The 14,725-nt window shown below is 54.6% G+C and carries 13 protein-coding genes; 1 reads left to right on the top strand and 12 read right to left on the bottom strand.

The annotated features are described in order from the left end of the window. Window positions 1-68: 68 nt before the first annotated feature. Genes MLC59_RS12465 through MLC59_RS20025 form a run of 3 tightly spaced genes read right to left on the bottom strand, consistent with a single transcriptional unit; the run spans window position 69 to window position 1,819 of the window. Window positions 69-383 (bottom strand): hypothetical protein, encoded by a 315-nt coding sequence (locus MLC59_RS12465; protein WP_248234622.1) that lies wholly within the window; start codon window positions 381-383, stop codon window positions 69-71. Then, window positions 373-1,590 (bottom strand): Arm DNA-binding domain-containing protein, encoded by a 1,218-nt coding sequence (locus tag MLC59_RS12460; protein WP_248234620.1) that lies wholly within the window; start codon window positions 1,588-1,590, stop codon window positions 373-375. Before MLC59_RS12460 ends, MLC59_RS12465 begins: the two co-directional genes overlap by 11 nt. Next, a complete protein-coding gene (locus MLC59_RS20025) occupies window positions 1,583-1,819 on the bottom strand; it encodes a hypothetical protein (RefSeq protein WP_345799774.1) in 237 nt (78 codons plus the stop codon). The genes MLC59_RS12460 and MLC59_RS20025 overlap by 8 nt, the downstream gene beginning before the upstream one ends. Window positions 1,820-1,973: 154 nt before the next feature. Here MLC59_RS20025 and MLC59_RS12455 point away from each other — a divergent pair, with 154 nt between their 5' ends. Beyond that, window positions 1,974-2,213 (top strand): helix-turn-helix domain-containing protein, encoded by a 240-nt coding sequence (locus tag MLC59_RS12455; RefSeq protein ID WP_248234619.1) that lies wholly within the window; start codon window positions 1,974-1,976, stop codon window positions 2,211-2,213. Window positions 2,214-2,915: 702 nt separating this feature from the next. Here MLC59_RS12455 and MLC59_RS12450 read toward each other — a convergent pair. The 9 genes from MLC59_RS12450 to MLC59_RS12410 form a co-directional block, all read right to left on the bottom strand. Then, window positions 2,916-3,254, bottom strand: coding sequence for a hypothetical protein (locus tag MLC59_RS12450; protein ID WP_248234618.1), 339 nt, complete (start codon window positions 3,252-3,254; stop codon window positions 2,916-2,918). A gap of 4 nt (window positions 3,255-3,258) precedes the next feature. Further along, on the bottom strand, window positions 3,259-4,656 hold the full coding sequence (locus MLC59_RS12445) for a PDDEXK-like family protein (protein ID WP_248234617.1): 1,398 nt from the start codon (window positions 4,654-4,656) through the stop codon (window positions 3,259-3,261). After that, complete coding sequence (locus MLC59_RS12440) at window positions 4,657-7,812, bottom strand: type I restriction endonuclease subunit R (RefSeq protein WP_248234616.1); 3,156 nt, start codon at window positions 7,810-7,812, stop codon at window positions 4,657-4,659. A gap of 10 nt (window positions 7,813-7,822) precedes the next feature. Next, complete coding sequence (locus MLC59_RS12435) at window positions 7,823-8,845, bottom strand: virulence RhuM family protein/type II toxin-antitoxin system death-on-curing family toxin (protein ID WP_248234615.1); 1,023 nt, start codon at window positions 8,843-8,845, stop codon at window positions 7,823-7,825. Window positions 8,846-8,979: 134 nt separating this feature from the next. Next, complete coding sequence (locus MLC59_RS12430; protein ID WP_248234614.1) at window positions 8,980-10,233, bottom strand: FRG domain-containing protein; 1,254 nt, start codon at window positions 10,231-10,233, stop codon at window positions 8,980-8,982. A gap of 126 nt (window positions 10,234-10,359) precedes the next feature. Then, the gene (locus MLC59_RS12425; protein ID WP_248234612.1) at window positions 10,360-11,718 is read right to left on the bottom strand and encodes a restriction endonuclease subunit S; all 1,359 of its coding nucleotides are present in this window, start codon (window positions 11,716-11,718) and stop codon (window positions 10,360-10,362) included. After that, window positions 11,708-12,295 carry a hypothetical protein gene (locus tag MLC59_RS12420; protein ID WP_248234610.1) on the bottom strand — a complete coding sequence of 196 codons (588 nt, stop codon included), beginning with the start codon at window positions 12,293-12,295 and terminating at the stop codon, window positions 11,708-11,710. Before MLC59_RS12420 ends, MLC59_RS12425 begins: the two co-directional genes overlap by 11 nt. After that, window positions 12,292-12,906 carry a Fic/DOC family protein gene (locus tag MLC59_RS12415; protein ID WP_248234609.1) on the bottom strand — a complete coding sequence of 205 codons (615 nt, stop codon included), beginning with the start codon at window positions 12,904-12,906 and terminating at the stop codon, window positions 12,292-12,294. The genes MLC59_RS12420 and MLC59_RS12415 overlap by 4 nt, the downstream gene beginning before the upstream one ends. 27 nt (window positions 12,907-12,933) lie before the next feature. After that, window positions 12,934-14,646 (bottom strand): class I SAM-dependent DNA methyltransferase, encoded by a 1,713-nt coding sequence (locus tag MLC59_RS12410; protein ID WP_248234608.1) that lies wholly within the window; start codon window positions 14,644-14,646, stop codon window positions 12,934-12,936. Window positions 14,647-14,725 lie beyond the last annotated feature (79 nt).

The following is a 14,725-nucleotide window of genomic DNA, read 5'->3' as shown; positions in this document are numbered from 1 at the left end:
TTAATTGCGTGCTCAGAATGGTGAACCGGTCCGACCAGTACGCCAGACGAATCTCGGCCTGTTGAGTGTCAGCCATAGTGCACCTCCAGCGTATTCAGGGCGCACTCCAGTTGACGGACGAACCACGCGAGGCTCTCCTCCCCAGGCAGCACCCGGTGCGCCAGCATCTGGCGGCACACCCAGGTCTCCAGTGCCTCCAGATTCGATCGTTCACCTCCTAGGCCCAGGTGCAGTACCAACCCTCTTCCCTCGGGAATCTGGAAAGCTGCGTTCAACGCGCTGGCCACATTGCGAATCACCCTCCTCTCGCGAGGAAGAAGGTTTGTCAGCGGAACAAACGTTAAACCTGGCGTGGTATCGCTGATATCGAACTCAGTTTTCATGGCACACCTCCTCACCCGTTTCCGCTGAAGCATCGAACTCGGTAATAAGAAGCCGCTCGAACGCGGAACCATCACGGCGGGTCAGGTTGGGCACATAGCGGCTATAGACTCGGAACAGCATCTCGGTTGTGGTATGCCCCATCTGCCGGGCTATCCACTCCGGGTTCTCGCCTGCGGCAAGCCAGAGTGTGGCAGCAGTGTGGCGAGTCTGGTAAGGCCGGCGCTTACGCAGGCCAAGGTGCCTGAGCAACGGATACCACACCCTCTTGGTTACGTTGTTATGGGACAGGGGCGTTCCCGACCGGGTGCAGAACACAAACTTCCTGTCGCCGGTCGCCCGCTGCTGCTCCTTGAGGGCGTCATATACCAGCTGCGACATTTCGATGTTGCGGAACGATCCATCGTTTTTGGTGTAGCCCAGCTCACCGTTCACCAATGACTGCCTTACCAGAATTTGTCGGCGTTTAAAGTCCACATATTCCCACTGCAGCCCGTCGATTTCTCCGGTACGCATACCGGTGAAGAACCGGACAGTGTAGTAGTTACGGAAGTCCGGACGAACCGCTGCCAAAATCAACTTCACCTCATCCAGGTCGAATGGCTCCACATCCGTGCGGGGCACCTTCAGGGATTTGATCCCGTGATAGGGTGAGCTAAACTCGTACCGGTTGGCTGCCTCTCCCAGAATCATGCGCAAAGGCGTCATGATTCGGTTGATACGACTAGTGGAAAGCTGCTTCCCGCTCCGGGTGGTTACTTTGGCGAGTGAAGCCCGGAAGTCGAGAATGTCTTTCTTGGTGATGCGGCCAACTTCTTTTTCCCCGAACTCAGGGATCAGGTAGTTGTCCAGCGTTCCCTGTATCGTGATGTAGTGGGACTTTCGCCACTGAATTTTCATCTCGTCGAACCAGTCTTGCGCAAACTCTGTGAATAGTGGCGTCTCGTGTTGTTCCTCCCTTGAGCCCTTTTGCCGCTGGTTCGGTGAGTGCTTTGAGAACTTCTGAACGTTTGCACTGCCCGGGAAGTATTTTTCGTACTCGAACACCCCAAGCGTGATTTCCGCCTCGATTCTTTCAAGCAGCACCGTCAGTTTCTTTCGGTTTTTCGGCGTGTCTTCCAGTGCAGTCTGCTCCCTGCAGCGCACCCCTTGAAAGCGGAAGTCCATGAACAGTTTTTCCGTGGACTTGCGTACTCGAATACTACCCATTGATCACACCCCCGTTAGCCATCGGAATAGCAAAAGCGTCTCGCTCTGAGTGGAGCCCCATGTCCCGCTCGATTGGCTCCCATAAATAGAGGATTTTTCTGCCACCAAAGGGCCGGATGTAATGGATCCCCTCAATGAGCACGTTGTCTTTGAGGCGTTCCCGGATTGTCCGCGTGTCGTACTTGATACGATCTGCCAACTCTTGAGTGGTAAGGTACTGTATAGTCATCCTACGTCCCTCTTGATCTATTAATGTAGCTCACAGACTACATAATAGGCCGTTTTAGGTCGCTGTCAAGAGTCTTTTGATGCTTTTGCGCTACAACCGATGAGAGATGGCTTCTGCTCTGCTAGTATTACTGTTCCATTGGGAAGGGTGCGAGATGATCCGATTTCACTTGAAAGAGCTACTGGCGGAAAAGAGTTTCCGTGAGAACCGGAGGGTAACGCTGGACGAGGTGTCAAAGGCGACCGGGATACACAGAACGACCCTGTCTAAAATCGCCAATCAGCGTGGGTATAACGCGACGACCGACATTCTGGACAAACTTTGCGAATACTTTGATGTGCCTCTGGAGGAGGTTGCTCAGTATGTAGTGCTTAAGGATGATAACGAGACGTGAGCGGATGGTTATCATTTTTTCTTCGTTTCTGGTGCCTTGACCATTGCTACAAAAGAGAAGCATAATCAAAGCGTTCCGGTTAGAGTGTTCCCCGCGCATGCGGGGGTAAACCGGCGGTTGCCCGAAAACGACTTACACCTGAGCAGTGTTCCCCGCGCATGCGGGGGTAAACCGCCAATGTCGAAATAGTGCCAATATAAATAACAGTGTTCCCCGCGCATGCGGGGGTAAACCGGGATCAGCATTGAGCCCCAGCCCCGGCGGGCAGTGTTCCCCGCGCATGCGGGGGTAAACCGAGCGCCAGCTTGCTATGGATGATCCCCTGGAGGTGTTCCCCGCGCATGCGGGGGTAAACCGGGTATATGCCCGCACATCGAGGCGAACCGGGCGTGTTCCCCGCGCGAGCGGGGGTAAACCGGACCGGGCCCGGGAGATGTTCGCCCACTATAGGTGTTCCCCGCGCGAGCGGGGGTAAACCGCGGACGCCTACGGGTGGCAGCTTCACGGACAAGTGTTCCCCGCGTTAGCGGGGGTGTAGACCGGCGGAAATTGCATGCCGGCGATAAAGTCGGTTATGTTTCCCGCGCTAGCGGGGGAAAGCCATTTTTGGTTAATGTTGGGAGCCTGGTCCGCGTATGAGCGGATTAAGCACCAGACGAGACGGTCTCCGTTCATTCAACCCCGTGTAGCACGGGGTTGTTTTTACTTGTCCCTCAACTCTTCAACATATGCTCTCGGGAGCCATTCGATAGACAGCTGTCTTCCGTTGATATGCACGACGCCTTGGCCGGCGTTCGGCTCGCCTTGCTGTGCTCGATAGGTCATCAAGGTGTCCAGCAGCTCCATCATCTGGAACTTGAAGTCTGAGCCTTTGATCGTCTCGTAGTCCTCGTCTTTATTCAGCTGCCAGGTTGCCAGATCCAGCCGGTTCTCCTCGGGGTCTCCGAAGAACAGTATCCGCCCGCTAATGTCGGTGCCGCCCAGGTGCTGTTGTGCCAGCTGGTCGAGGCGGGTTTGGTCGAACTCTGCATCATATTCCATGTGTTTATCCTTTGCGGATTAGAGTTGTAATTAGCTTTTCGAGAAGGGCATGTTGGGGGCTTGAGCCAAAATTGGCCAAATCATGAATGCCTTCGTATTCCATTCGCTTTGATTGAGTCAGTGCCTCGGGAAATATGGATTCTCTGAGCTTGGATGATGATTCTTTATCCCATGCTAGAGTTCCAACTATTGCTCTTTCATTATCCGTTGCGTCTCGGCGAAGCAAACAGCCAACATGGAGCCTCTTAGATCCGTAGAACAAAGCAATGACAGCCCGCTGTTTCAAAGGGGCGGTTTGGAGAAGGTAAAACTTCCCTTTGTTCGTGCGATCTCGACCATCCCCAAAAAAGTTGGATCTTGCGGAATATATCAAGCTGTCTGGGCGCTTGGCGTAATCTGGGGTTAAAAACGGAAGCAACTGATCCGCATGATCATGATCGATTTCAGTAACCAATCCCTTCTCGGCGTGCTCGCGGAACATATTCTCCAAGTGATGACTCATCGCCGCTTGCAACCAACTTCTGTGGATTGAGGGAAGCTCTTTCGCTATTTGAGCAGCCTGCTCATGGTAGTCTTTCCCAAGGGAAATATTTCGATCCAGGAAGTCTTTCAGTGTGGTCACGTTGCTCTCATACTCCCTTGTTGCCCGCTCAATGATAGATTGGTAATCGTTAATCGCACTTACTATGTTGCTGCTGTTTTCATTAGTGCGAATTGCCCGAATACAACAATCAAGCCAGGATTGAATGCTCTTTATGGTTCCACTAGCCTGCCTCTGATACCAAAGATTCATATAACGCGAGACGGGGTTACCTTTTTCATCCAAAAGCTGGTGGCAGTCTTTTTCTTTACTGAGGGTCAGAAATCTCTTGGCGTCTAATGACTTGTCATCGTGTGCCGAGCCAAGCCCGAGTTTTGAAGGCCGCTTTCTTCCTTTGGTCAGATAGATAAACAGGGTGTTTTTTGCTTTTCGCTGGCTGTTTGCGCCGATAGCATCAAGGTAGCGGAGCACTTGTCGCTTCTGGTCTTTTGCGTTCAGCTTGTTCTCGATAACGATCTCTTTCTCACCATCGGTGATATAGAGGTCGATCTGGTCACTTTGCCCGTTGGGGCAATATTCCTTTCGAACAACAGTGGACTCTATATCCAGCCAACCTGCCCAGCCGATGGACTCAAGAAACAGCTCAAGAAAACGCGTGCCTTGATAGTGTTTTCCATGCGGGTTTAGCAATGAGTAGATGAATCGAGTGTGGAGACGTACTTCGTCGTTCGGACTTAGCACAGAACCAAGAGCAGTAAAGTCGTTGAGTCCTTGTTGCTTTTGTTGTCTCTGGAGGTCTCTGAGTTCACTTAATTCACTGAAAAAAGACTCCCAAGAGTCGATTTCGCTGGATACTGTCATTTACTTCGTCCAGTGGTTAGAAAGGGCTTCAGCCTGCTCCATAATCAACTCAATGGCAGCAGGCGCTTTATCCGGCGGATACTTGTAGCGCTGCAACGTCCGCCGCACCAGAATCCTCAGCTTCGCCCGTACACTCTCCCGCACCTGCCAGTCCACGGTGGTGGATTTGCGCAGCTTGTCGGTGATCTCCACGGCGATCTTTTTCAGGATCTCGTCACCCAGCTCCCGCACGGCGCTTTCGTTGCTGGCCAGGGCGTCGTAGAAGGCCACTTCGTCCGGATTCAGACCGAGGGCGGCGTCACGCTCCATTTCCGCCTGGAACTGCTTGGCCATGGCGATCAGCTCTTCGATTACTTGGGCTGTCTCGATGCCCCGGTTGTTGTACTTGCGCAGCGTCTCCTGCAGGCGGTCGGCGTATTTCTTCTCCTGCACCACGTTGTTGCGGGTCTTGGCTTTGATGTCGTCTTTGAGCAGCTTCTCCAGCAGTTCCACGGCGAAGTTCTTGTAGGGCATCTGCCGCACGTCTTCCAGGAACTCGTCAGAGAGCAGGCCGATGTTGGGCTTGTCCAGGCCGCACAGGGCGAAGACATCCGTTACCCCTTCTGCCACCAGAGCGTTGTCCAGGATCTGCTTCAGGGCGGTGTTCTTCTCTTCCTCGGTCAGTTTCTTGTCCACGCTGGTGAACTTGGTGATGGCCGTCTTTACTTGCGACAGGAACGCCACCTCCTTCTGCAGTGCCTGGGCTTCGTCTAGGGTGGCGCACAGGGAGAAGGCCTTGTTCATGGCCAGCACGGTATCCAGGAAGCGCTTCTTGCCGTCTTCCAGGCTGAGCACGTAGTTGGCGGTGGGCACCAGATACTTGTGGGGCTCAGTCTCGAATCCGCTGTAGCTGAATCCCTTACCTTTGGGGCCGGGCGCAAACATGCCGTGGATGATGTCCAGCTTCTCCAGCAGGATGGCGTAGGCTTCCTCGGCGCTGTGGGTGGGCGAGCCTTTGCCCTTGGCATCGGTGTAGGTTTTCAGCGCCTGCTTGAGCTCGTTGGCAATGCCGATGTAATCCACCACCAGCCCGCCGGGCTTGTCCTTGAACACGCGGTTCACCCGGGCAATGGCCTGCATCAGGTTGTGGCCCTTCATGGGCTTGTCCACGTACATGGTGTGGCAGCAGGGCGCATCGAAGCCGGTCAGCCACATATCTCGCACGATCACCAGCTTGAGCGGGTCGTTGATGTCTTTGAAGCGCTTCTCGAACCGTTTCTTGGTCTGTTTGTTATGGATGTGCGGTTGCAGCAGGGGGCGGTCAGAGGCGGAGCCGGTCATCACGATCTTGATGGCGCCTTTCTCCGAATCATCGTCGTGCCACTCCGGGCGCAGGGCGACAATCTCGTTATACAGGTGCACCGCAATCTCGCGGCTCATGGCCACAATCATGGCCTTGCCATCGATGGTGCTGGAGCGGGTTTCAAAGTGGTTCACCAGGTCTTCCGCTACCTGCTTCAGGCGAGGGCCGGCACCGACCAGCTTTTCCAGCCGGCTCCACTCGCCCTTGGTTTTCTCGCGGCTGCCAACGTCTTCGTCGTCCTCAACCACTTCCTCCACCTGGTCGGACAGCTCCTCGATCTGTTCGCGGTTGATGTCCAGCTTGGCCAGGCGGGATTCGTAGAAGATGGGTACTGTTGCTCCATCGTCCACGGCATCCTGGATGTCGTAGATGGACACGTAATCGCCGAACACGGCCCGGGTGTCTTTGTCTTCGCTCTCGATGGGGGTGCCGGTAAAGCCGATGAACGAGGCATTGGGCAGGGCATCGCGCATGTGGCGGGCGTAGCCGAACTTGTAGGTGCCGTCCTTCTTGAGGGTGGCTTTCAGGCCGTACTGGCTGCGGTGGGCTTCATCCGAGATCACCACGATGTTGTGGCGGTCGTTCAGAATCGGGTGGCCGGATTCGTCATTCAGCAGCGCGAACTTCTGAACCGTGGTGAAGATGATGCCGCCGGATTCCCGCTCAGACAGCAGGCGGCGCAGGGTGTCCCGGTCATCTGCCTGCACCGGCTCCTGCTTCAGCAATTCCCGGGCGGCACTGAAAGTGGCGAACAACTGGCCGTCAAGATCGTTGCGGTCGGTGACCACGATCAGGGTGGGATTGTTCATCTCGGGCTGCTGCAGCAGCTTGCCGGCGTAACAGCACATGGAAATGCTCTTGCCGGAGCCCTGGGTATGCCACACCACGCCGGCTTTCTTGCTGCCGGGCAGAACCTCGTCACCGTAGGTGGCGCGCTTCTCTTGAATACCATTGCCACTCATATCCCGGGCGGCAATCACGGTGGCACGAACCGCCTCTCGTACAGCATGGAACTGATGGTAACCGGCAATCTTCTTGATCAGCTTGTCGGAATCGGTCTCGAAGATCACAAAGTAGCGGATGTAATCGAGGAACAGCTCCCGGTCGAAGAAGCCCCGCACCATGGTTTCCAGTTGCCATTCCAATAGCGGCTTGTCGTCCTCATGCTTGAGGGTGCGCCAGGGCATGTAGCGTTCCTGGCTGGCGGTGAGGGAGCCTACCCGGGCCAGATAGCCGTCGCTGATAATCGCCGCCTCGTTGTAGGCAAACAGATCGGAGCATTCATCTTTGTAGGTCTGGATCTGGTTGTAGGCATCCCAGATGTTCACGTTCTCGGCGCCGGGGCTTTTCAGCTCCAACACTGCGAGGGGCAAGCCGTTGATAAAACAGACCACATCCGGCCGGCGGAGCTGTTTGGAGCCTTCTAGGGTGAACTGGTTGATGGCCCGGAAGCGGTTGGCGGTCAGGTCGCCGAAGTCCACCAGAAAGGCCTGGTCGTGAACTACCTTGTCGTCGCGCTTGTACTCCACCGGCACACCGTCCAGCAGCAGGCGGTGAAAGGCCCGGTTGCTAATCACGACATCCAGGCTTTCCGGTTTGCGGACAACGGCCACAGCTTGCTCAACGGCGCTCTGGGGTAGGTGAGGGTTGATGCGGCGAATGGCCGCCTCAAGATCCGCCAGCAACAATACCTGCCGGTAATCGGCCCGTTCCGGGGCTTCGCCCTCCGGTGCCAGGTCTGGCCCGTGGGCGATCTCCCAGCCGCCTTCGGCAAACCATTCCAGGCATTGTTGTTCCAGCTGATCTTCCGTCATACCTCAGTCCTTATTCCCCTTCACCTCTAACATCGGCGGGCTCCTTCAGCAGCAGGAAATGCTCAATCAGCCGGATCATCAGGGTTTTCTGATCCGGCAGGCTTTCCGCCACCAGCAGGGCCAAGGCCACCAGGGTGTTGTCATTAATCAGTTGTTCTACCGGCCGCGCCAGCAAAGCGGCGTTGCGGCGCAGATACCATAAAAACAGAAACGAGCCGCAGCGCTTGTTGCCATCGGCCAGCGGGTGGTTCTTGATAACGAAGTACAGTAGGTGAGCGGCACGGGTGGCCACGTTCGGATAAAAGAGTTCGTCCCCAAAGCCCTGCTCGATCGTCGCCAACGCAGAAGCCAGGCCGTTACCCCGTAACTGGCCGAACAGCTCGGTGGCCTCGCCCTTCGCCATGAGCGTTTGCTTGAGTTCGCCAATGGCTTTTAGTGCCTCGTCCAGCTCCAGCGGCTGCATATCCGGCTGCTTGATGCCAACCTCCGCCAGCTGTTGCTCATCGTAGCCTTGCAGCAGGCTCCAGGAGCGGGCGTAATCGCTGATTACCCGGGCGACAGCCTCGCCTTCATTGGATACCAGGCCCTGATTGGTGAGGGTGCGGCTCAGCAGGTCAACGGCCTGCTCAAACTCGATGCCGCGCTCGGCCAAGCGGCGCTGGTTGAGGGTGTAGCCCTGTACCAAGTGGTCTTTGAGAACCTGGGTGGCCCATTTACGAAAATGCACGCCACGCTGGGATTTCACCCGGTAGCCAACAGAGATGATCATGTCCAGATTGTAGTGATCAATTTCCCGCTGAACCTGACGCTTGCCTTCCTGGCGAACTATCCGGAATTTCCGGATAGTTGGTTCTTTCTCTAGTTCACCCTCTTGGAACACATTGCCCACGTGCTCGTTGACGGTGCGCACATCTTTGCCAAACAGCTCCGCCATCTGGACTTGGCTGAGCCAGACGGTTTCCTGCTCCAGTGCCACTTCCAGCTGCGCCTGGCCGTCGGTTGAGGTGAAGATTCGTACTTGTCGTTCAGTCATGACAGTTCCTTGTCGTTGAGTGTTGTAGGCTGGCGAGCTTTGTCATCCACCATTGCCAACAACAGTCGCCGGCAACGAACACATGTCGCACTCCGTTATCCTGTTTCAAGCCAGGCTTACGGACAGTACCCAATCTAAGCGCCTGATTCATCGCTTTCATTTTGGGTAGTTGATATGTCAAGTATGTTTGAAAGTACCTGTTCTTGAGCTTCCTGAGGGTATTTGTGTTTGCGAAGCAGGGCTCGGGCTTTGACCTTTATCTCGGCTTGGATTGATTCACGGCCTTGCCAGTCTACCAGCTTCCGGGTCGCGAGCAGTTTCGACAGCTCTTTCGACAGTACAGTTAGCGAGCCATGATCAAACCCCTCTGCCGCTTGAGGTTGGCAGAGTAGATCCGTGACAGATTGGAATTCTCCTACATATGGTTCAGGCGGATACGTTACGGGGGAAGTAGGCCCCTCATCATCCTTGGCAGCTCTTTTCAAAGCGTTTTTCTTGGCTTGGACGGCACGATTTTTTTCGGCGTCAATCATGAATGCGTTGCAATAATCTGCAGCGCCAATTAAGTCAGGGAATAAGCTAGCGTGGTGCACGTTCATGCGCCGCAGGTGACGCAAACATTCCTGTTGCATTTCGTTCTTAATGTAAATTTTACAGATGTAGCGCGCCAGTATTCCCGGCTCTTCGTTAACTGATGCATCTTTCAATGAATCAATAGGGAATTCGTCGCCCCATAGCACTTCCGCTAATTTGTTTTCTATGGTCGAGTCTTCAGGTGCAAAGGTAAACAATCCCGCTTGGCTTACCAGGCGGCCGTGGTCATCCTTTCGGGGTTCGAAAACTCTTATGTCAGGGCATATCTCATCATCGGCAATAAACGTCTTGTTCAGTACATAGATGGCTCGGTACGGATTTTCTTTTTCGTCTTTTCTGTCCTCCTTCGAGAACGCAAAGAACAATGCCACGTATGGTGAATAGGTCCAGTCCAGCAAAGGCGTCATCAGACCGTGGTGCTGTCCAATCGACCACAGCTCGTCATCCTCAACACCTTCGTCGAGTAATGAGTGGTCATTGACACGACCTCTGATCGCTTTACGAAATAAAGCCAAAGTGTCAGTGGCCAACTTCGAGGTGATAATACCGTTGTCAGTTAAGCGTCCGAGCGTTGGTGTCATGCTCCAGTCGAATCGACGGTGTCCTCTAAAAACTAGCTCAGTTTCCTGCGGATTGAAGAAAGGGCTTTCCAGCATCCCAACAAAATCCTGCCAACTCTCTAGTCGTGTTACAGGGATACGGCCGCTGATATCGTCAGCCAGAATGTCGAAGCTGGCTGCGGGGTTTTCATTATTCCAAACAGGTACTTTGTCCCATGTGTAGGATTCGCTCACTCGCAGCAACTCCATCCATCAGGGTTTGACTCCAACCATATTTTCAGTCGCTGGTCACCAATAAATCGCCCTGAGGCAAACGGGTTAGAATCCAACAGCTCGTTGCCGCTGGCGGTTGAGATCACTCTAAACATTGACTGACCCCTCAGCCCCCTCTGTTTGATTCGCAACATCAGTGACAGATAGTTCTCCTGATAGAAGTTTTGGGAGCATTGCGTCTCGAATAGCTGAGAGTGTTTCGTTCTGCTTTTCATTCCTGAACTGGTTTACTACTAGATCTTTGGCAATGCTGCCGAACCTGCTGGCGATAGAGTCGTCCGGAACCACGATCTCTTTAATTACAAAGTCCGGCCAGTGTCCTTTGTACTCTATAAATTCCTGCTTACCGTGTGTGGCGAAATATAACCAAAAGATGTTGAGTGCCTTGGCAGGTTTACTTTTAAATGGGAGTACGTTCTGAATTGCACTGAACTCGTGCATGATGAGACGCATATAGCAGGTGTGATTTGCAAACACGATAACAGGGTCATCAGGGCAGGCTGTGACTCCAGGTTTTTCATTGTGATACCCGATAATCCCTGATTTCCCTTGGTCGAGAACCGGAACGTCACCAGTTTCTGAAGCTGTCTTTTGGGAATACTTTTTTCCAACCGGTATTCGAGTTACCAGGTCGCCTATCTGGTTGACTCTCCATCCCTCCGGAATCTCCCCCAACTCACTATCCTGCATAGCCGACGGAAACAGCTCGGCGGTGGCGCGGAGCTCGGCGTATTGCTCGGGGTGTTCGGCCTGGAGGCGGGTTAGCTCCGCTTCGCCTTTGCCGGAAATGGCCTGCATGGCGGCGAGCAGGGCGTCTTCCTCGCTGCCGCCGGCTTCCAGTGCGGCGATCTTGGCTTTGACCGGCTCGAAATCGACAAACCAGCTTTTGAAGATGGCTTGGGCCATCTGCTCGAGGGTTTGGTTGATTTGGTGGTTGGTTCGAATTTTCGCTTCAAGGTTTTCTAGGGAATCGGTCAAAAGTCGTTTTTCCGCATCTAAATCAGGAATCTTGAAGCTAAAGAAATCGTCCCGGCTCAACCCAAGATTTGTAGTTCCCGTTGCATGTGACCGACAGTATTGCCGATATTGCGGAGTTCGAAGGAGCCAGTAAAAGTATTCTTTCGGAATATCGCTCTTGAAAATCAGCTTTACTGTATCTTGAGTCATCCTCCCAACAGATACGGATTTAGGCACTCGGGCAATCGCCCCGAGCAAGTCTCCAGCTTGAGTGACATCTTTCAATGAAACATAGAGATCCCCGGGGCGCACCAATAATTTTTCTGCGGAGGGGCCGCCATAAGTTCTTAGTTTGTCCGATCTGAACCCGCCATCTCTTTCGATAGAACCTAAGCCCAATAAAACAGGGCCGGGCTGATCAAGCAATGCGCTCTTATATGTCGTTCCGCGTTGCAGCTCCACGTGGTCACCAATGGTGCTATAGGTCATAACCCAGTCCCCCAAGGTTCCGCTTGATCTCAGCTTTCAGTCGCGCACTCTCTGCAAACTGCTCCCACAGCTGCTTGGTCAACCTCGCCATCTTCCCGGCAAAGGGCTCGCCATCGATCTCCTGTTCGGCAGTGCTGACATAGCGGCCCGGAGTCAGTACAAAATCATGCTTGCTGATCTCGTCTTCCGTGTAGTGGTCAATAGGTTTCGACTTGCTAGATAATGGCTCTGACTTACCAGATAAGGGCGCATACCTGCTGGATAACAGTTCTGGCCCAGTGAGTAAGGCGTTATTTGTGTCCGCTTTCCACCGAGAGCGTCTGAAGGCTGACAGGACTGCCGGCCTTCCAGGTGTTATAATTCTGGCAATCATTTTGTTCTGGAGTCGTCCCATGGTCCGTAAAAAAAGCTCAGACAAGGTATCAGTTTCCCGCGCCAGTATCCTGCGAGCTGTCGCCAGCTCAAGCGCCATCGAAACCGGCGAGCGTACCGAGGTTATCGAGAAGCGTTTGAAATCCCGCGCGCGCCGCACCAGAAAGTTAGCGTTGGCCTCCTGATTCACGATAAAAAGGCTCACTGCTGTGCCTCCAGAACGTCCCGGATCAGGCGTTCAATGTATTGATAATCTCCGTCCCGCCCCGCCTGAATGGCTTTAAAGTAGAAGTCCTTGTGTTCATCCCAAAGGCTGTAGTCGAGCGGCTCGGCACCGGCCTTGGTGGCCATTACATCCAGTAGTAATCGCGATATCCGCCCGTTGCCCTCCCGAAAAGGGTGAATCAGGATGAACTCCACATGCACTTCGGCGAGGAAAGCGACCAGTTCTTCGTCGCTCATCTCGGGAAGCTCGTAAAAACGGGAGAGATAGCGCGCTTCAAATGTCTCTGCCAGCTTTGGAATCTGGACCGGTGACGCAAACCGGATGTTCGGCTTGGACATATCAACGGTACGACTCTGGTCTGCCCAGCTATACACATTACCCAGCCAGGCACGATGCCACTGGCAGAGCGTCTCGAAGGTGAGCTCTTCCGGGAAATTGTCGAATACCTGTAGGTAGAGTTCCTCAAGCAGGTCTGTCTCTGCTATGTTCATTTCTTCCGGGTCGGTAATGCCGGGAAGATTACGCAACACTTTGTTGTCGGAGCCCGGCTGGTACTCGCCCTCGCTGCCGGTAATGTCGTAGCGACTCATAGCGATGGCCTCATTTGCAGAGGACGCTCAGAGTTCATACCCCAGCCTCCCAAGATTCCGCTTGATCTCAGCCTCCAGCCGGTCACTCTCTGCAAACTGCTCCCGTAACTGTCCGGTCAATCGCGCCATCTTCACTGCAAAGGGCTCTCCATCGTCTTCCTGCTCCTGAGCACCCACATAGCGCCCCGGCGTCAGCACAAAGTCATGCTTCTTGATCTCATCCAGGCTGGCGGATTTGCAGAACCCCGCGACATCCTCGTAGCCTTCGCCGCGTTGCCAGGCATGGAAGGTGTCGGCGACCTTGGCGATGTCGTCATTGGTGAAGTCCCGCAGCACACGATCCCGCATGAAGCCCAGGTTGCGGGCATCGATGAACAGGAACTCTTCCCGGCGGTCACGCTTCTTCGCGTTGCGCACCATGCCGTTGGCTTTGTCCCGGGTCAAGAACCAGATGCAGGCCGGGATCTGGGTGTTGGTGAACAGCTGGCCAGGCAGGGCAACCATGCATTCCACCAGGTCTTCTTCGACCAATCGCTTGCGGATTTCGCCTTCGTTGTTGGTGTTGGAGCTCATGGAGCCGTTGGCCAGCAGCAGGGCCATGCTGCCGGTGGGCGCCAGGTGGTGGATCATGTGTTGCATCCACGCAAAGTTGGCGTTGCCCTTTGGCGGGGTGCCGTATTTCCAGCGGTTGTCTTCGGCCAGGGATTCGCTCCACCAGTCCTTCATGTTGAAGGGCGGGTTGGCCATTACGAAGTCGGCGCGTAAATCCGGATGCTGATCATTCAAAAAGGTATCGGCGTTTTTCTTGCCAAAGTTGAAGTCGATGCCTCGGATGGCCATGTTCATGGCGGCCAGACGCCAGGTGGTGGGGTTGGACTCCTGGCCGTATACGGAGATGTGTTTCTTCTGCTCGCTGGCGTCGTAGTGCTGTTCTTTGGCGTGTTCTTCGATGAACTTGTCGCTGGAGACAAAGAACCCGCCGGAACCCATGGCCGGGTCGTACACGCGGCCGGAGTAGGGTTCGAGCATTTCCACAATCAGGGTCACGATGCTCTTGGGGGTGTAGTATTGGCCACCCTGCTTACCTTCGGCGAGGGCGAACTGGCCAAGGAAGTATTCGTACACATGGCCGAGGATGTCTTTGCTGTGCAGGCTCAGCCTCTCGCCGTCGAAGACGGGCTTGGTGAAAGAGGTGTCTGAGAAGGTGTTGATCAGGCCCAGCAGTTTGTCGTTCTCCAGTTGGTACTGGCTGATGCGGTTGAGAATGCCCTTGAGCTTGGCGTTGCTCTTCTCGATCTCTTCCAGGGCGTTGTCGATCAGCCAGGACACGGAACGCAGCTTTATGTCGTTACCGGCGTCGTCCTGCCAGAGCACGGTGCCCACGGGCAGCACGGCTTTTTCTTTCAGGGTGCTCCAGCGGGCCGGCTTGGGCACCCAGAACACGTTGGCTTCGCGGTAGTAATCTAATACTTCCAGCTCTTCCAACAGGGCTTGCTGGTAGTCCTCGTCGCCGTCGTAGTCTTCCGGCGGCAAATAGTAGATGTCGTCGTTCTCATCCTTGAATCGTTCCAGCAATTCTTCCTGGCGCTCCTCGAAGGCATCGGAGACGTACTTCAGGAAGATCAGGCCCAGCACCACATGCTTGTAGTTGGCGGCATCTAGGTTGGCGCGGAGCTTGTCGGCGGCTTTCCAGAGTTTGTCGTCCAGGGCTTTGAGGAATTGCTGTTCCGTGTTGTTCATTGCTCGGCTGTTCCCTATGAGAAGTTACGGCTTTCGTTCTCTGTTAAAGCGTAAAGGCACGGAGCGACAAGCGTGTGTC

Origin of the sequence: Marinobacter bryozoorum, assembly GCF_023156245.1 — a bacterium.
Taxonomy (GTDB): domain Bacteria; phylum Pseudomonadota; class Gammaproteobacteria; order Pseudomonadales; family Oleiphilaceae; genus Marinobacter; species Marinobacter bryozoorum.
This window is presented reverse-complemented; position numbering and strand designations above follow the sequence as displayed.